The 16,918-nt window shown below is 43.1% G+C and carries 18 protein-coding genes; 14 read left to right on the top strand and 4 right to left on the bottom strand.

What is annotated here, in order from left to right; genetic code table 11:
- Positions 1 to 83 precede the first annotated feature (83 nt).
- The 3 genes from ZOBGAL_RS20975 to ZOBGAL_RS20965 all read right to left on the bottom strand — a co-directional run bounded on the left by ZOBGAL_RS20975 (position 84) and on the right by ZOBGAL_RS20965 (position 2,669).
- Entirely contained in the window at positions 84 to 674 is a 591-nt protein-coding gene (locus tag ZOBGAL_RS20975) for a YceI family protein (RefSeq protein WP_013995777.1), read from the bottom strand.
- 106 nt (positions 675 to 780) lie between these two features.
- A complete protein-coding gene (locus ZOBGAL_RS20970; protein WP_013995776.1) occupies positions 781 to 2,049 on the bottom strand; it encodes a hypothetical protein in 1,269 nt (422 codons plus the stop codon).
- Between the two features lie 35 nt (positions 2,050 to 2,084).
- On the bottom strand, positions 2,085 to 2,669 hold the full coding sequence (locus ZOBGAL_RS20965; RefSeq protein ID WP_046287634.1) for a YceI family protein: 585 nt from the start codon (positions 2,667 to 2,669) through the stop codon (positions 2,085 to 2,087).
- A 650-nt stretch (positions 2,670 to 3,319) separates the two neighbouring features.
- Here ZOBGAL_RS20965 and ZOBGAL_RS20960 point away from each other — a divergent pair.
- The 13 genes from ZOBGAL_RS20960 (at position 3,320) to ZOBGAL_RS20900 (ending at position 15,059) form a co-directional block, all read left to right on the top strand.
- Complete coding sequence (locus ZOBGAL_RS20960) at positions 3,320 to 4,312, top strand: bile acid:sodium symporter family protein (protein WP_013995772.1); 993 nt, start codon at positions 3,320 to 3,322, stop codon at positions 4,310 to 4,312.
- A 13-nt stretch (positions 4,313 to 4,325) separates the two neighbouring features.
- Entirely contained in the window at positions 4,326 to 4,535 is a 210-nt protein-coding gene (locus ZOBGAL_RS20955; protein WP_013995771.1) for a hypothetical protein, read from the top strand.
- Positions 4,536 to 4,987: 452 nt separating this feature from the next.
- Positions 4,988 to 5,224 (top strand): thioredoxin family protein, encoded by a 237-nt coding sequence (locus tag ZOBGAL_RS20950; protein ID WP_013995769.1) that lies wholly within the window; start codon positions 4,988 to 4,990, stop codon positions 5,222 to 5,224.
- Between the two features lie 10 nt (positions 5,225 to 5,234).
- Positions 5,235 to 5,642: an OsmC family protein gene (locus tag ZOBGAL_RS20945; RefSeq protein ID WP_013995768.1), complete on the top strand. Its 408-nt coding sequence runs from the start codon at positions 5,235 to 5,237 to the stop codon at positions 5,640 to 5,642.
- Positions 5,635 to 6,609, top strand: a complete 975-nt coding sequence (locus ZOBGAL_RS20940; protein WP_013995767.1) for a permease — start codon at positions 5,635 to 5,637, stop codon at positions 6,607 to 6,609. Before ZOBGAL_RS20945 ends, ZOBGAL_RS20940 begins: the two co-directional genes overlap by 8 nt.
- A 12-nt stretch (positions 6,610 to 6,621) precedes the next feature.
- Positions 6,622 to 7,938, top strand: a complete 1,317-nt coding sequence (locus ZOBGAL_RS22965) for an FmdE family protein (protein ID WP_013995766.1) — start codon at positions 6,622 to 6,624, stop codon at positions 7,936 to 7,938.
- Between the two features lie 51 nt (positions 7,939 to 7,989).
- Complete coding sequence (locus ZOBGAL_RS20930; RefSeq protein WP_013995765.1) at positions 7,990 to 9,027, top strand: zinc-dependent alcohol dehydrogenase family protein; 1,038 nt, start codon at positions 7,990 to 7,992, stop codon at positions 9,025 to 9,027.
- A gap of 430 nt (positions 9,028 to 9,457) precedes the next feature.
- Positions 9,458 to 10,174 (top strand): peroxiredoxin, encoded by a 717-nt coding sequence (locus ZOBGAL_RS20925; protein ID WP_013995764.1) that lies wholly within the window; start codon positions 9,458 to 9,460, stop codon positions 10,172 to 10,174.
- A gap of 279 nt (positions 10,175 to 10,453) precedes the next feature.
- A complete protein-coding gene (locus tag ZOBGAL_RS20920) occupies positions 10,454 to 11,371 on the top strand; it encodes an NAD(P)-dependent alcohol dehydrogenase (protein ID WP_013995763.1) in 918 nt (305 codons plus the stop codon).
- A 115-nt stretch (positions 11,372 to 11,486) separates the two neighbouring features.
- Complete coding sequence (locus tag ZOBGAL_RS20915) at positions 11,487 to 12,263, top strand: LuxR C-terminal-related transcriptional regulator (protein WP_013995762.1); 777 nt, start codon at positions 11,487 to 11,489, stop codon at positions 12,261 to 12,263.
- Between the two features lie 145 nt (positions 12,264 to 12,408).
- Positions 12,409 to 12,960, top strand: a complete 552-nt coding sequence (locus ZOBGAL_RS22960; protein ID WP_013995761.1) for a hypothetical protein — start codon at positions 12,409 to 12,411, stop codon at positions 12,958 to 12,960.
- Between the two features lie 190 nt (positions 12,961 to 13,150).
- The gene (locus tag ZOBGAL_RS20905; protein WP_013995760.1) at positions 13,151 to 14,035 is read left to right on the top strand and encodes a DUF4261 domain-containing protein; all 885 of its coding nucleotides are present in this window, start codon (positions 13,151 to 13,153) and stop codon (positions 14,033 to 14,035) included.
- Positions 14,036 to 14,258: 223 nt separating this feature from the next.
- Positions 14,259 to 15,059: a DUF695 domain-containing protein gene (locus ZOBGAL_RS20900; protein WP_013995759.1), complete on the top strand. Its 801-nt coding sequence runs from the start codon at positions 14,259 to 14,261 to the stop codon at positions 15,057 to 15,059.
- Positions 15,060 to 15,127: 68 nt separating this feature from the next.
- On the opposite strand, the gene ZOBGAL_RS20895 is transcribed toward ZOBGAL_RS20900, so the two are convergent.
- Positions 15,128 to 15,580: an Lrp/AsnC family transcriptional regulator gene (locus ZOBGAL_RS20895; protein WP_013995758.1), complete on the bottom strand. Its 453-nt coding sequence runs from the start codon at positions 15,578 to 15,580 to the stop codon at positions 15,128 to 15,130.
- A 158-nt stretch (positions 15,581 to 15,738) separates the two neighbouring features.
- Here ZOBGAL_RS20895 and ZOBGAL_RS20890 point away from each other — a divergent pair, with 158 nt between their 5' ends.
- Complete coding sequence (locus ZOBGAL_RS20890; protein ID WP_013995757.1) at positions 15,739 to 16,857, top strand: histidine decarboxylase; 1,119 nt, start codon at positions 15,739 to 15,741, stop codon at positions 16,855 to 16,857.
- Positions 16,858 to 16,918: the final 61 nt, after the last annotated feature.

Below are 16,918 nucleotides of genomic sequence, written 5' to 3'. Positions count from 1 at the left end.
AACAGAAAGAAGTCTGTGACGTTAGGTGGCGTGTAGACCAAATTACCATTGTACTTGTTGTACCGTCGGTGCGGGTACATTTTCTAATTACGAATCTCTTTAACCCCCAATTTAAAAGAGATTTCAACATTTTCGTGTATGTTAATGAGTCCGAACAACTTGCTCGGTGCCGCTATATTGTGATCGGGCAAACTTATATTCAAGTCCCCTTTTATTAAGAGCTTATTATCTTTTTCTACCTCCACTGGAACTTCGTAGGTATTGGTCTCCCCTGCAATTTCTATATCCAACACCGCCTTATAGGCAGCTGTGCTCTCTATAGGCTTGATCTCTTTTAAAAACAAAAATATATGGGGTTGCTCTTCTGATTTTAAAATGTCACGCAAATCCCTGTTAATTCCTCTTCCGCCACAATCAAAACAATCGACGTTCAAAACCAGGGCGGTTTCGTCGAACTTTATCCTATTGCCTTCCTTATAATAGTCCACATGCACCGGGTTATTAATATTCTCCACGTCGAACCGGCAAGAAAAGGTGTTTACATTGGTAGTTCCCTTAATGTACAAGGAGCTATCGGGAGTAATGGCTACAAAGGTACGTCGGATGGTCGCACCTGTAGTAAAGGCCATTATGGCCATAACGGAAAAAAACAGCCTTACCTTTTTTAATATCATAATACTAAATCATCTGAGGTTATAATAAACATAGCAAGTCTCAAAGCAGGTTCTTAACTATAAAGAAAATGGTACACAATGAGACCTGCTATTTTTACCTTTTTAATTAGAAACTAATGACGGCTTCAAGTATAGGTCCGTCGAACTGACCGTCTTCAAGAAGGTCTCCTACCGGGTAATCCTTGTATTTTTGGTTTACATATTCGGCTTTTAAAAGAACGTTCTTGGTCATAAACCAACCCGCACCTAGTTGAAATCTATTGATGTTTATATCGTCGCCGCTGGCCAATTCTGCGCTGACCGTATTATAGCGGCCACCTATAAAGAGGTTCTCGCTTTTGCCGAACCTGTAGATAAGTTCACCAGCGTATTGTTCGGCATTTCTTCTATCGGCTTCGCTCAATCCTTTTCCAGAAGTGACCTCTACCGTTCCAAAAAATTCCAGACCTCCATATTTTACAAATGGGTTGATCATAACGGCAGTAATCTGGTTGGTAAAACCGGGGTCGAACCGTCCGGATCTAAAGTTGTCGCCAGTGGCCGTAGCATCTTGCATAATGTCGTAATATCGAGATCCGGCCCTATCGGCAGAATAGAGGTATACGTTGGGGGCGTACCCGGTGTTGTACAAGGATCCGGTTAACCGAAACCTTAGGTCGTCGGAAATTTGTTTGTCGTAACCCAACTTGGCCAATAGGGCGGCACCGCCGGTAGACCCGTTCGATTTGGTGACGCTTTGGTTCAATTTACCGTTGGTGAACCCGATCATTCCCAAGAATCCGCTATCGGTCCTATAGTACAGTTCAGCACCAACTTCGGTAGTGAACGAATCCATGATCAAGTTTCCGACAAAGGGGTTGTAAATCGCCTGGGCGTTGTCGCTTCTTCTAAAATGGGCATCGCCATAATTGTTCTCCATATGCCCGATCTTAATCGTTGCATGGTCCATAAAATCCCCTAAGAAGCCTTCGCTGATAAAATCGAGCTTGTCTATTTGAAAATAGCCTCCTTTTACATAAGGTTCGTGGTGGTGTCTAGAAGACAAATAGGTTCTTAGGTGCATGTTTACCCCATCGTAAAGGGCTACGTCCAAGTCTAGGTTAGCGGTTGCGAGGTTAAAATTGCTACCAACCTCCGCCAAGGGCAGAACACCCGAGTTTTCATTGTCCAAGGCCTGGTATTGAAGGGCAAAAGATCCGCCGATCTTTACTTTTACGTTCTCAAAGGTGGTTATGGTGTCCTTTGGGCTTTCAAACACATTTACACCTCTTTTGTCCGGTTGCCGATAGTTGTCGATTTGCCTGTTCTGGGCCGATAGACCGACCCCGACCAAAGCGGTTCCAAACAATATTGCGTTTTTAAAAATTGCTCTCATAGTCTACTCTTTTTAATAATTGTTTTTATTTGTTGTTATTGAAATACGGTGGTAAATTTTATGGTTACTTCATCACCTGTGGTAATGGTTCCCAACAAGGCGGTTGGCGGCTCTACCTTAAAATCGGTCATCTTGAGCGACTTTTCTCCGGTAAGCGTTATTTTATCGCCGTCGATTTGCAGGGAAAACTGTAAGGGTATCCTTTTTTTGACCCCTGAAATGGTCAAGTCGCCCATTGCGCTAACGGCATAGCTTCCATCGCCTTTTCGGGTGCTTTCCTTTACCTCGGCCAATTCGAAATAAATACGCTTGTACTTTTTGGTATTTAAAGCCTTATAGGTGTTTTTGTCCATAGAAGACTTGCCGCTTTTTAAACTTTCGGCTACTACCTGTACTTGGCATTGCCCTAACTCGGCGGCCTCCAAATCATTGAATACGATTTTTCCGCTTTGCTCTTCGGCATCTATTTCCCAATCGTGTAAACTGGAAGTTCCCAGAACGGTCATAGTGGACGATTTGTTTACTAAATTGAACTCTTGGGCGCGAACGGTATTCGACAGTATCAATAAGAAGAACGTCATACCATAGACGGCCCTGTACATGGTTTTAATCATTGTCATATTGCTGTTTTTATTAAATTATTCGATAAAACTATAGTCCAAAACCCATCTCGTTTATGACTTTTGTCATTGGATAAATGGGGTAGATGTAAGTATTTGTATATAAGTAATATGCGATACGTATTTTTGCCGATTTTTCTTACCGATGAAGATGCGACCGTGCATCGGCCCTTGGGGAACGTTGAGGTATGTCCCGATGCTTCCTGTTTTTGAAACCCATGAAGCCCATGTTCCGCCAAATGCTGGGCCAGATGGGGCATGCATTTTTACTTCTTTAAGGTGCAGGACGCAGATGGGAACAATGCGATAGACGCATAAGAGAGGGGTACTATTCCGACTGGGAGTTTACCTATACGCGTACTTGGTGGCCCTTATGCCGTACAAAATGGCTGTGGACCATGCCGAAATGAAAGGGAACTGGAAGTACTGTCCTTTTTATATTGACCTACTGAAGTAACCACAGGCGGAAAAAGGCCTGTGACCACATTGTTTTCGCACGTTCAAACAAACACAAGGGAGTTGTATTTCTGATTTTAAATTCTCCCTAAAATCGATATTTGCCCCTTCTAACCTAGGTCAAAAAAGTATCTTTGTCCCTTTTATAAACATCATGAAGGTTTTTGGACCTTTTATACGCATTTCCAAAAAATATGAAACTAAAGATAGATCGGTTTGTACTATCGGTAATAGTGGTTATTGGCTTGGCCTATCTATTTCCCCAGTGGGGAATATCGGAAAGTAAGATTCCTATCGATACCATAAGTGCGATAGGAATTTCGCTTATATTCTTTTTCTACGGACTCAAATTGAGTCCCTCTAAATTAAAGGACAGGCTTAAAAATTGGAGATTGCACCTTTTGGTACAGGCCTCCACCTTTCTGATTTCCCCCCTATTGGTCTTGCTATTTCGCCCCCTCATCCAGAACGGGGAGCAGGAAATCATCTGGTTGGCCTTTTTTTTCTTGGCCGCGCTTCCCTCTACCGTATCCTCATCGGTAGTTATGGTTTCCATAGCCAAGGGCAACATCCCCGCCGCTATTTTCAACGCCAGTATTTCGGGTATTATCGGGGTGCTACTTACGCCTTTATGGATGGGACTCTTTGTCAAGAACGCCCAAACGGAGTTTGACTTTGCCGATATCTACCTACAACTGATCGTACAGATCATTTTACCGGTATTGCTCGGGGTGGTGCTACAGCGTTTGTGGGGGGAATATGCACAGAAATACGGAAAGCAATTGACCCTGTTCGACAAATCGGTCATTCTGCTCATCATTTACAAGAGTTTTGCAAGGTCTTTTGACGAGAATATTTTCAACGCCATTTCCTTTTTAGACCTGCTCATAGTTTTTATAGCGGTTTTGGCTTTGTTCGTCATCCTATACGTTTTAACGGGATTCTTGGCCAAGAAGCTGAAGTTCAATACCGAAGATCAAATTACCGCCCAATTTTGCGGAACGAAAAAATCATTGGTACACGGTACGGTGTTCGCTAAAATTATCTTTGGCAATGCCGCTACGATCGGTATTATTCTTTTGCCCCTTATGCTGTTCCACGCCCTGCAGTTATTGGTCATAAGTGTACTCGCCTCAAAAATGGGGGATAAAAACCAGGCCATTAAAGACGGGTCGCCCAGTTCTTGACGCCAAAAAATAGGTGAACGGCATAGCGTCTTTCGGAACCATTGACGATAATGCCCGATCGGCCGAAGTCGTAAAGGTAAAGTATGTGGAAAATGCCATACGCGCCGTGGAGAACCGTATAAAACTTGAAATGGATTTAATCAAGGCCATTGGTTGTCCTATGTCCCAATCTATGCACCAGAATCATCCTGTCTCTTTCCCAAAAAACATCTCTGTTGTATAAAAAAAATGCCCGAAGGTGACGAAAGTCACAGTACAGCTCAATCCTCTATCGTAATTTTACGATTGTAAAAAGAAAACAGGGCATTATCGAAGCACGGAAGCCACTTAAAAACGGCGTGTGACCTCTAAAAATAAACTTGGGATAATTAGCACAGGTTTGAGGTATGGTGGCCTTGACAAAATTGTAAAGGCCTAGGAACATCTTATGTGCATGGCCATCCTAAGGGTGTAAAGAACGAAGCTTTTGTTTTAACGGTAATTGGGGTAGAAGGTGTTTGCTTTGGTGCAATCTACCTTTTTATAGCACCTAAGGAACTAGATACGGGACTTGTTTAACGAGAGGTAAGTCCGCCAAAATAAAATACTGCATCAATCAAGAAAACAGGAATAGGGCGAAGACCTTGCCCCGAAAATTTTTTAGAATAAGGATTTTACCAATAAATACGGAATATCATGAGCAAAACAATTAAAATTTTAGGAACCGGTTGTCCAAAATGTCAATCCTTGACAGGAGTTGTCAAGGATGTGGTTTCCGAAAACAACATAGACGCCACGATCGAAAAAGTAGAGGATATCATGGAAATCATGAAATACAACGTAATGACGACCCCGGCATTGGTCATCGACGACGTGATTACTATTAAAGGAAGGGTACCCTCAAAAGACGAAGTACTGGCATTGTTGAACTAATAAGGGTATTATGGACTACCAAATCAAAGCTTCCTCGATGGCCCATGACGATGCAACGATCCATATAAAGGAATCGAACATCGATTTTGGCACAACGCCTAAAACTGCCGACAGTCTGCCCAATCCCGCCGAGTTGTTTTTGGGGTCGTTCGCTGCCTGTATGCTAAAGAATGTGGAGCGTTTTTCTACCATGATGCGATTCTCCTATACCAAAACCACCCTCGAGGTAAAGGCTACGCGCCTAGAGAATCCCCCAAGAATGGATAACATCGAATACAGCTTAACGATTTACAGCGATGATGACAAATTGAATACGGCCCTATTGAAAAAGAATATCGAAAAATTCGGTACCATTTACAATACCGTAAAACTGTCATGTTCCATTTCGGGAACCATAAAAACCGTTCCTAATGTTTGATTGGCTTCAGCATTTTGCCGATTGGTTGATCTATTCGGTGTTTGGAATAGGAGCGGATACCCATTTGGGCACGGCCTTGAATTTCTTTGTGTTCGACACCCTGAAAATTCTAATCCTCCTGTTCTTTATCGTTTTTATCATGGGGGTCGTAAACGCCTACTTCCCCATTGAACGCCTAAAGGACTATCTGAACAGGAAAAAGCTCTATGGCCTGGAATACTTTTTCGCCTCCATCTTTGGGGCCATCACCCCTTTTTGCTCTTGTTCGTCCGTACCCCTTTTTATCGGTTTTGTACAAGGGGGCATTCCCTTGGGCGTCACCTTTGCCTTTTTGATCACCTCACCCTTGGTCAACGAAGTGGCCGTTGCCATGTTTTTGGGGATGTTCGGCATAAAGGCCACCTTGATCTATGCCTTGTCGGGCATTTTATTAGGCTCGGTCGGGGGATGGCTTTTGGGTAAAATGAATTTGGAGCCCTTACTCTCCGATTGGGTAAAGGAAATTCTTGAAAACAAGAGGCAGCAGGCCGAGTACCAAGAAGAGAAGCGAAGTTTTCGCGATCGCCTGCCCGAGATAACCCGTGGCGCCTGGGATATTGTCAAGGGAGTGCTGTTATATGTAATTATAGGCATCGCCATTGGCGCCGCCATGCACGGTTACGTGCCCGAGAACTTCTTTGACCGCTATTTGGGCGGTGGCCAATGGTGGACGGTTCCCCTGGCCGTTCTGGTGGCCGTACCCATGTATGCGAATGCCGCCGGTATTGTTCCCATCATCCAGGTCTTTGTGGCCAAAGGGGTGCCCTTGGGTACGGCCATTGCCTTTATGATGGCCACGGTAGGCCTCTCCATTCCCGAGGCCACCTTGCTCAAAAAAGTGATGTCCTTAAAACTGATCGCTATTTTCTTTGGGGTCGTGACGCTATGCATCATTCTATCGGGATATCTATTCAACCTCATCTTGTAATTCGTGTCATCTATGAAAAAATTAATCTCCATCCTTTCCATCATCGTTTTTACATCGCAGTTCCTCAGAGGACAGACCGTGCCAGAAGTGTACGCTGTTGGGGCGATGAAGGATATGGGCAACACTTACGATCTTAAGGTCTGGTTGGATACCCTTCCCCAGAAATCGCACCTGTACGGCATGGGGCCCTATGACCGCATGAAAGGCGAAATAACCGTTGTTGACGGCAAGCCCTTTCATGCCTCGGCTTTTGAAACCGGGAAGGCCCTTGTGGGACAAAGTTGGGACATCCGTTCCCCATTTTTCGTGTATAGCCATGTGCCCGAGTGGGAAGCCTTTGATCTAGACGGTCCGCTGAACAGCGTTCAGGAAATCCAAGAAAAGGTCACGGCCCTTGCCGAAACAAAGGGCTATAATCTCAAAGAACCTTTTGCGTTTCGTATTACAGGGCAGTTCGATGAAATGACGATACATATCGTTACTCCCAGAAACCCTGAGGTAGAAGGTTACAAACCCGATGTAAAGTCCCAAAAATTCACGTCACAAAACGAGAAAGGGCAATTGGTAGGCTTTTATTCGGAACAACACCAGGGAATATTTACAGGTTCGAAAAGCTTTGTCCACGTCCATTTTTTAAAGGACGACCAAAGCTTTATGGGCCATTTGGACAAAATTAACTCGGGAGCCCGATCCTTTACACTTTACCTGCCCAAAAGGGAAAACCATATCAAGACGGGAATGCGGGTCAATGACACCGATTTCTCCAAAGGGCGACTGGGAAATGTACAAGATATAGACCTTAACGACCTCGTCAAATTTCACGGTCACCTTTGCGACGGTTTGGTAGTGGGCCATCTGGCCCTGCAAGAGGCCTTAGGCGAACTGTATCAAGACGGCCCCATAGACCGTACCAATACCCGCATTGTGAGCCAACCCTCGCCCTGCCTTACCGATGCGGCCATATACGATACAGGGGCACGGTATCAATTCAACACCTTTTATGTTTCCAAGGATATCGACGGCCTGTTTACCGTGCAACGTATCGATACCCAAAAAGCCGTAACCGTACGCATGAACCAAGGAGTAAAACCAGGGGAAATAGATAAACTGGGCGCCCTTGCCGTAAAAGGGGAATTGCCCCCGTGCGAACTGGACAAGCTTAGAAAAATGGAGGACGATTTCACCGAAACCCTATTGTCGACCGACCCTAAGAATAATTTTACCGTAACGGAAACCGTCGATTTCAAGTGGAAACCGGTGTTAAGAAACGATTTTATAAAAACGGATATCCTTAACAAGGACACATCAGAATGCCAGCAAAAAGATTAGTGCAGGGAAGAACACATACATAGTAATTCATAACATAAAAAAGTAAGACTTATGAAAGCGTTAGTTTATCATGGCGATCATAACATCGCCCTCGAGGAAAAAGCCAAACCTGTTATTGAAAAAACGACCGATGCCATTGTAAAGGTCGTAAAGACCACCATCTGTGGAACCGACTCCGGTATTTACAAAGGGAAGAACCCCTATATGAGGGACGGTATTACCTTGGGCCACGAAGGTGTGGGAATCATAGAGGAGGTAGGCGACAGCGTTTCCCAGTTCAAAGTGGGGGACAAGGTCATTATTTCCTGTATTACCTCATGCGGCTCGTGTGAATATTGTAAAAAACAACTCTATTCGCATTGTAAGGATGGCGGTTGGATCCTAGGTCATATGATCGATGGGGTACAGGCCGAATATGTGCGAATTCCCCATGCCGACAATAGCCTGTACAAAATACCCGACTCTATCGATGACGAGGTGGCGGTAATGATCAGCGATATTTTACCTACGGGGCACGAAATCGGGGTGCAATACGGTGAGGTAAAACCGGGTGATGCCATTGCCATTGTGGGTGCTGGGCCTATAGGGATCTCCGTTCTCTTGACCGCCCAGTTCTATTCGCCCGCGATAATCGTGGTAATCGACCTCGACGAGAACCGGTTGGAGATGGCCAAGCAATTGGGGGCCACCCACACCTTAAAACCTTCCGACAACCTACAGGAAGAGCTGGCGGAAATTGTTGGCGAGGAAGGGGTAGATGTGGCCATAGAGGCCGTTGGTATCCCTCAAACCTGGGATGTATGCCAAAAAATAGTAAAACCGGGCGGAAATATCGCCAATGTTGGGGTGCACGGTAAAAAAGTGGATTTTGAGATCCAAGACCTGTGGATCAAAAACTTGACCATTACAACCGGACTGGTAAATACCAACACCATCCCTATGTTGATGAAGGCCGTGTCTACCAACAAGTTGCCGGTAAACAAATTGATTACGCACCACTTTAAACTAAGTGAAATGGAAAAGGCCTACGAAGTGTTCTTGAACGCCTCAAAAGAAAAGGCCATGAAGCTTATTATTGATGTTGATTAAACTAGCATCAAGAAAGACTAGGTCGACCGGTGCCATTTTACGGTCGGTTTAGAAGCAGGTTCTCATATGTAGACCGATACACTTTTTTTGTAGACCATCATAAAAGTGTATAAATTAGCGAAGAAAGGGTCCGGTTTTTAACCGGGCCCTTTTGGTTTTTTGAAAAGATCGGTACGGTACATTTTTAGGGCCTGTATGCGAATAGCCACTATAGCGATTTAGGCCAAATTTAGTTGGGTGCGACAAAGCGTAGTTGCAACATGTACTTGATTAAATGTAAAATGTCCTGAGTGCTACGGGCAGGCGGTAGCCAAGGCAGAACTCACCTTTGTAATAGGCCGAAGAAAAAGGGTTTTTGTAACATAGGTAACTGTGGATGCTGCGTATATCGAATACCTTGCTGCTATTATGAATCCTAAATAATAGAGTAATGGAACAAGATAAAGAATATGAAGTAACCAGCATGCCAAGAATAGGCGATGCTGCCCCCGAATTTAAAGCGGTAACCACTCAAGGAGATATTAATTTTCCGGCGGACTATAAGGGAAGTTGGGTCATTCTTTTTAGTCACCCGGCCGATTTTACCCCCGTTTGTACCTCGGAGTTTATGACCTTCGCCTCTATGGAAGAGAAGTTTGCCGAGGCCAACTGTAAGCTTGTAGGCCTTTCGATTGACGGGCTCTACAGCCATATTGCCTGGTTGCGTACCATCAAGGAAAAGATCGAGTACAAGGGAATGAAAAACATTGAGGTCAACTTTCCCCTGATCGAGGACATTACCATGGATGTAGCCAAAAAATACGGCATGATACAGCCTAACGAAGATACTACCAAAGCGGTCAGGGCCGTCTTTTTTATCGACCCTAAGGGAATTATCAGGACCATTATCTACTACCCTTTGAGCTTGGGCAGGAACTTTGACGAATTGTACCGGGTGATCATCGCCTTGCAGGCCGCCGATGAATTCGATGTGGCCACCCCAGCCGATTGGAGGCCCGGAGACGACGTCATCGTAGGCCCCGCAGGCTCCTGCGGTACGGCCAAGGACCGAATGGAAGATGGCGATATCGATTGTAAGGATTGGTTTTTCTGTACCAAGAAACTCGATAAGGATATGGTACTGGACCGTGTGCTGAGAAAGAAATAAGGAACAGTGATGGATATATTGAGGGCGGATGCTGGTTTTAGAACCGGCATCCGCTTTTTTTGTTGAAGGTGGTTGTCCCGAGCTGACACGAGTGTAGCTAGCCCTTTTTTAAGGGAATTCCTTTCCGCTCCCTCAAAATCAGGGCTGGGCCTGCAATCTATGTATACAGTATGATAGGGGGAAAGAGGATTATTTATATATTAGGGGAAGTAAAAGAAATATGCGGGATATAGGACCTATAGGACTGTTGTTCGTAATTTCCAGAAAACCAAAGGCAATATGAAAGCAGTTATTTACGAAGCGTATGGTCCCCCAAATGTCCTTACCCTAAAACAGGTAGAAAAACCGATACCAAAAGACGATGAGATTTTGGTAAAAATATGTGCGGCCACGGTTACTTCAGGAGATGCGCGGCTTCGAAGTTCCGACTTCCCTCCTTTGTTTTGGCTTCCTGCCCGATTGATATTCGGACTTTTTAAACCGAAAAAGAAAATTTTAGGCCATGAATTGGCCGGGGTTGTAGAAGAAATAGGAAAGGGAGTCACGCGATTTAAGGTGGGGGACAGCGTATTCGGTACGACAACTATGCTGAGTACAGGCTCGTATGCCGAATATATATGCTTACCGCAAAAATGGAAAAGCGGCGTTGTTGCCCTAAAACCTAAAAACCTGGGGTATCAAGAGGCAGCGGCCCTACCGATCGGGGCAATGACGGCCATCTACCTTTTAGGGAAAACCCAATTAAAAAAAGGACAAAACGTATTGGTCTATGGGGCTTCCGGCAGTGTAGGAAGCTATGCCGTTCAAATCGCAAGTCAAAAAGGCGCCACGGTAAAAGGGGTGTGTTCCACTTCCAATTTTGAAATGCTAAGATCCTTGGGGGTGCAAAGCGTGATCGATTATAAAAAAGAGGACTATTCCGCTGGCGATGAAAAATTCGATATCGTTTTTGATGCCGTTGGAAAGACCTCCAAATCAAAGGCCAAAAAGGTACTAAACCCCGGGGGTACTTTCGTTTCGGTAAAAATGATGACCAAAGAAAAAGACGAAACCCTTGAGCTCATCAGGGAAATGGCGGAAAGAGAAGAACTAAAAGCTTTTATCGACCAACGTTTTCAACTAGAAGAAATCGTAAAGGCCCACGAATATGTGGATAAGGGGCGAAAAAGAGGGAACGTAGTCATTGAAATTTCCTAAAAGACCCAAGTCTTTTGTCCTTGCCGATAGTTTCGGTCGCAGGAGGAAGGGCATGATGGGATATAAGCCTTAACGAACCTAAAACTATTTTTTTAAAGCTAAGAATGATGTACGAATGACCAAAACAAGCATTGATTTATTTAAAGAAATATTCAATACCAATAAAGAGTATCAAAATACCATAATAGAAAATCATCTCAATAAATTAAGGGAGCTAGATGAGTACTTGCCCCACAATGAGTCCTTTTTTATTGTAACCAATACCACGACACAGAAGTATGCCTTTGTCAGTAAAAACTTTGAATATGCCTTGGGCTTGGATAGAATTAAAATGTGTGACATAGGCGCCAAATATTGGCTGTCTTATTTTCATCCCGATGACCTAGCTGTTTGGATGGGTGCCTTGGAAGATCTAATGCATTTTACGATGACAAAAGTGAAACAAGAGGATCGTAATAAGTTAAACTATACCTGGAATTTTAGGGTAAAAAATAGTAAAGGAAAGTATTGCAACATTTTAGAACATCAAACACCTACCTATTTTGATGAAAACGGTAAGCCTATTATTGGTATTGCCCATTGTACGGTTACCGGCAAGGGTGAATATAGGCCCATCGTATGTTTGATAAAAAAACTAAACGAAAACAATGAGTATGAAATATTGTACCATAAAAACTACTCCCAAAAGCTCATAAACACGAATTCATTGACCAATAGGGAGCACGATGTAATTCGTTTATTGGCCCTGAACAAGACCAGTAGGGAAATAGGCGAAAAGCTTTTTATTAGCTCACATACGGTAGACGGCCATAGAAGGAATATACTTAAAAAGCTGAATTTCGATTCCACACAAAAGCTGGTGCAATACTGTTTGTTAAATCAATTATTTTAAAAACACTCAACATTGAGTGTTGCCGTATCAAAAATATTTAATGTTTTTTGTTTTGGATAAGGCGGATTTTTCATTGGCCCAATTGTCGATGCCTTAGGTTTATAGCCTGCCAAACAGCAAATGCCCGATATGTAACGAAAAGCCTATGTATTATACTTTGAATATTTTGCCTTCACAAGATCTTGGTGTAACTGAATGGGGAAGCCTTAGTGACAATGCGGACCGTTTTACGGCCGGGGCATACAACAAGACGCTAATCCATGAAAAATTCACCCTAGAAGTTAATTTTACGGAAAAGAACCCTCCCGGTGACCTGATATCATTGTATATACCCCTGATGTCTGAACGGTTTATCCTCGCCCTTAAAAATGCAGGTGTAGATAATCTGCAAACCTATCCGGTCACCTTAAAAAACCCAGACCTAGGTCTCGTATGGGAAGGTTTTTCTGTTGTAAATATATTTGGGCTATTACAATGTGTTGACCTGGACCGAAGTGAGGGGAATAAACTCCTAGGAGGTTATAATTTTAAAAAACTCGTCATTGATGTCCAAAAAGCGGAAGGCACATTACTTTTTCGTCTTTATGAGTCGCCTAGTACGATCATGGTGCATTATGACGTGGCCATTAAAATGTTTACGGAGCAATGTGAACCAAGGTTTATCGGTATTGATTTTGAACCCATAAAATCAGCGTAGAATCGCGGGGGAAGCGGACTATCTACACGCTTAATGGGGGGCGTAAGCCGAGGGATGTGGCCCTTGGCCGGCCCAAGCTTCACCCTCTTTTCTCTAAGAAGGGCATAAGGATTTATTATTTTAGGCGTTCTACTTCCATCGGGGGCAATAACCAATTGTTAACTTCCATTATAAAAACCCATAGAAGCCAATGCGTCTGTTCAAAAAAATATTCGGAAATGAGCCAAAGCTTGAAAACGAAGCAGATATTCCTGAAAATGAATCCTTAGAAAATCCACCTGAATTGTTAATGGTGAAATTGTTCTTTGAGGATAAGCCCGTACTTAATGATGAACTTATCGAAAAAGAGCTGAAAAATAGATTTAAAACAATAGAGTTTCCAGATGCTAGCGGTAAAACTAAAAATCTCAGGCAGTATTTCTTCAAAGATTATGAAGTGGAATTTGCCGAGGGCAACATTCCCGCCCAAGCAACGATATTAATACCTGACGAAAATAAAATTGAATATGCCGAATTAGAGAATTCTTTCCGGCAATCTTGGAATTGGCAAGAGGCCGAAGAAACGGTCAAAAAATGTTCCTATGAAATCTTGTTGACGGACTTGATGTCACGAAATTTAGGGTATAAGGAAAGAATCGAATTTTTTCAAAAGTTCGTAGCAAGTATAGTTTCCGCAATAAAGCCGAGTGCGGTATGGATAAGAAACAGTGAAGTTATCTTGGAACCCGAGGATTTTCTCGAAAGAAGTAGCCAGAATAACTATCAAAATATAAATGCCTTTATGAATGTTCGCTTGTTCAATATTCAAGAAACACAAAACGAAATGAAGATGGATACCCTTGGTTTAAGCTCACTAGGGCTTCCTGACTTTGAATTTCGATTTGCCGATTATAGCCCGCAAGAAATAGCGGGACTTTTATTCAATTATGGGGCTTATATTTTTGAAAACGGAGTTGTAATTGAGCACGGAAATACGATTGAGGGAGTTGAAGCCAATGAAAAATTGAAGTGTTATTTTAACCATTCACAACTTGAACCAAAAAGAGTCGTAATCGAAATAAATAAAGGTGATTGATGCAACTTATTGAACCATACGGGGTTGTGTTGGTTTCCTTTCAAAGGAGCAGGACGCAGGGCTGGGAATGTGGCCCTTGGCCGGAGCAGGTATCACGTTCATTTTTCCAATAGGGTATAAGGATTTGTTGTTTTAGGCGTTATAATAACGTCAATACTACAACCTAATGTGTTGTCGCAATTAACAAAACCAACGCAAGCAAGTACTAACCTTTATTTTTATTATGGGATCTTTAGGTAACACCTTCGGGCAATCTGCGCCAAAAAATGAATATCAACCTGATTGGACATTTTACTTCTCCAATGTAAATGATAAATTGAGTTCGATTGCAACCGATTTGAACTTAAAGAGCGTTGCCCCAATTAAGGGACAAGAAAATGTAGTCTATGTGTCCATCGAAATGCCCAATCCGAGAGACAATGGTCTGTCGAGTAATGAAGATGCCGACGAGTTATGGAAAATTGAGGACGAAATAATAGACCGGTTTGACAAAAATAACCTGAATTATACTTTTGTGGGCCGACTGACTTCAGACGGGTATAGGGATTTATACTTTTTTGGTGAGAATACTATTTTAATGGAAAAGGAAGTTTCCGCGGCAATGATCGCATTCCCGAATCATAAATTTGATTATGGACATAAGTTGGATAAGGAATGGAGTGGCTATTTTGACTTTTTATACCCTTTGCCCCAACAAATGCAATCCATTCAAAACAGAAAAGTACTTGCGCAACTAGAAAAAGCGGGTGATCAACTGACGAAGGAAAGGGAAGTCTTTCATTGGATCTATTTTAAAACCCAAAATGAATTGGACCAGTTTGAAGATTATACAAATAGTCTGGGGTTTAAGACCTTGACGAAGGAAAATACAGAACAGCCGAGCGAATACAAATTCGTTATTTCAATAGCGCGAATCGATAAAGTGGGGTATAATGACATAGACGACTACACTCTTAAGTTGAGTCAAAAGGCCGCTGAGCTAAATGGTGATTACGATGGTTGGGAAACCTCGGTAGAGTTATAATCCCCCCTTTGTAGGGCGGAATGTCCTTTCGCGGACGAAGGAATGCAAGCGTGGGAAGCACCCTTCCATCACAGATTATAAGCCGTGCTGTCTTTTACTGAATCTAAGACAAAAGAAGTATGTATGGTAGCGATGCCATTGATGATCGACAACTGCTCGTTGATGAATTCATGAAATCCCGCAATGTCATCTACGGCAATCTTCAATAGGTAGTCAAAATTTCCGCTGACCTGATGGCACTCCATAATATCCGGAAGCAAAAGTACTTCCCGTTTAAAATTGTCCGCCAATTTCTTTTGTTGCTTGGTCAAGGTAACCTGACAATAGGCAATTAGCTTTTTGCCGATTTTGGCCCGGTCCAATAAGGCCACATAGGCACTTATCACTTCCCCTTGTTCTAGTTTTTTTATTCTTTCGTAAGTAGGGGTTACACTTAGTCCCACTTTACCGGCAATTTCCTTGGTGTTCTGTTTTGCATTTTCTTGAAGTTGCATCAGTATTTTACGATCGATTCCATCCATGGCAGATTATTTTTCGGTTATTCCATCCTATAAAAAGGAGAATCAGTTATTTTAAACTGAAATAGTAAATATAGTGGTTTTATATTCTGTAATTTATGTCGTTGCAGAAATAAATCATTAGTAATCGTAAATTTGTAGAATAAAAATAATTGTTAGATATGGATAATGAGCGACAAATAGAGGAGTTACGGGCGAAACTTATCCAAGAAAAGGATAGGGTTATCGGCTACCCCGTGGCCAAAGACTTTGATTACTCCAGCTTATATAAATTTTTAGCGTATCCTATCAATAATGTCGGGGATCCTTATGAAGCCAATACCTATAAGGTGCAAACCCATGAAATGGAAAGGGAAGTGGTCGATTTCTTTGCCCAACTGTTTCGGGCAGCGCCAAAAGATTATTGGGGCTATGTAACCAATGGGGGCTCTGAGAGCAATCTGTACGGACTATATCTGGCGAGGGAACTCTATCCAAAGGCCATGGTCTATTTTTCTGAATCTACCCATTACAGTGTTAGAAAAAACATCCATTTGCTCAACCTTTCGAGCATTACCATCAGGTCGCAGGAAAATGGGGAACTCGACTATGAAGACCTTGAGAATACCCTGCAACTGAACCGCGACAAACCGGCTATTGTGCTTACTACCTTCGGCACCACAATGACCGAGGCCAAAGACGATGTTTCCAAAGTAAAAGGGATTTTAAAGAAATTGGCCATTCAAAACCACTATATACATTGCGATGCCGCCTTGGCAGGGGCCTATGGTGCCTTTATCGAACCCCGTATCCCTTTTGACTTTGAAGATGGGGCGGACAGTATTTCCATTAGCGGCCATAAATTCATCGGATCGCCCTTTCCTTCGGGGGTGATCTTGGCCAAGCGTTCCTTAAGGGATAGAATAGCCCGGAGTATTTCTTATATCGGTTCTTTAGATACGACCATCACAGGGTCTAGAAACGGGCACAGTGCGCTCTTTTTGTGGTACGCCATAAAGAAAATGGGAATCAAAGGGCTTGAGGCGCGTTATCGCCATAGTCTTGAAACCGCCGAATATTGTAAAAAGGAATTGAATAACATAGGCATACCGGCATGGACGAATAAAGGGGCCATTACCGTTGTGTTTCCCAAGGTGTCCCCTTGCATTAAAGAGAAATGGCAATTGGCTACCGATGAGGCTACCCATATCATTTGTATGCCCAATGTCACGAAAAGGCAGATAGACGAGTTTATTGTAGATATGGTAAGCGAGAAGGAACCGGTGGCCAGCATGGCCTAAAAAGGGTGACCGACGAGCCGCTTTTACCAAAGCTGTCGTACATCTTACAAAACTATGTAGG

The organism is Zobellia galactanivorans, assembly GCF_000973105.1.
GTDB classification, from domain to species: Bacteria; Bacteroidota; Bacteroidia; order Flavobacteriales; family Flavobacteriaceae; genus Zobellia; species Zobellia galactanivorans.
Note: the sequence above shows the minus strand (reverse complement) of the source record. Positions and strands in the feature narration are given on the sequence as shown.

Bases quoted from the DNA above. Each gene is read 5' to 3' on its own strand.
- ZOBGAL_RS20975 (WP_013995777.1), bottom strand. From the start codon at position 674: ATGATATTAAAAAAGGTAAGGCTGTTTTTTTCCGTTATGGCCATAATG.
- ZOBGAL_RS20970 (WP_013995776.1), bottom strand. From the start codon at position 2,049: ATGAGAGCAATTTTTAAAAACGCAATATTGTTTGGAACCGCTTTGGTC.
- ZOBGAL_RS20965 (WP_046287634.1), bottom strand. From the start codon at position 2,669: ATGACAATGATTAAAACCATGTACAGGGCCGTCTATGGTATGACGTTC.
- ZOBGAL_RS20960 (WP_013995772.1), top strand. From the start codon at position 3,320: ATGAAACTAAAGATAGATCGGTTTGTACTATCGGTAATAGTGGTTATT.
- ZOBGAL_RS20950 (WP_013995769.1), top strand. From the start codon at position 4,988: ATGAGCAAAACAATTAAAATTTTAGGAACCGGTTGTCCAAAATGTCAA.
- ZOBGAL_RS20945 (WP_013995768.1), top strand. From the start codon at position 5,235: ATGGACTACCAAATCAAAGCTTCCTCGATGGCCCATGACGATGCAACG.
- ZOBGAL_RS20940 (WP_013995767.1), top strand. From the start codon at position 5,635: ATGTTTGATTGGCTTCAGCATTTTGCCGATTGGTTGATCTATTCGGTG.
- ZOBGAL_RS22965 (WP_013995766.1), top strand. From the start codon at position 6,622: ATGAAAAAATTAATCTCCATCCTTTCCATCATCGTTTTTACATCGCAG.
- ZOBGAL_RS20930 (WP_013995765.1), top strand. From the start codon at position 7,990: ATGAAAGCGTTAGTTTATCATGGCGATCATAACATCGCCCTCGAGGAA.
- ZOBGAL_RS20925 (WP_013995764.1), top strand. From the start codon at position 9,458: ATGGAACAAGATAAAGAATATGAAGTAACCAGCATGCCAAGAATAGGC.
- ZOBGAL_RS20920 (WP_013995763.1), top strand. From the start codon at position 10,454: ATGAAAGCAGTTATTTACGAAGCGTATGGTCCCCCAAATGTCCTTACC.
- ZOBGAL_RS20915 (WP_013995762.1), top strand. From the start codon at position 11,487: ATGACCAAAACAAGCATTGATTTATTTAAAGAAATATTCAATACCAAT.
- ZOBGAL_RS22960 (WP_013995761.1), top strand. From the start codon at position 12,409: ATGTATTATACTTTGAATATTTTGCCTTCACAAGATCTTGGTGTAACT.
- ZOBGAL_RS20905 (WP_013995760.1), top strand. From the start codon at position 13,151: ATGCGTCTGTTCAAAAAAATATTCGGAAATGAGCCAAAGCTTGAAAAC.
- ZOBGAL_RS20900 (WP_013995759.1), top strand. From the start codon at position 14,259: ATGGGATCTTTAGGTAACACCTTCGGGCAATCTGCGCCAAAAAATGAA.
- ZOBGAL_RS20895 (WP_013995758.1), bottom strand. From the start codon at position 15,580: ATGGATGGAATCGATCGTAAAATACTGATGCAACTTCAAGAAAATGCA.
- ZOBGAL_RS20890 (WP_013995757.1), top strand. From the start codon at position 15,739: ATGGATAATGAGCGACAAATAGAGGAGTTACGGGCGAAACTTATCCAA.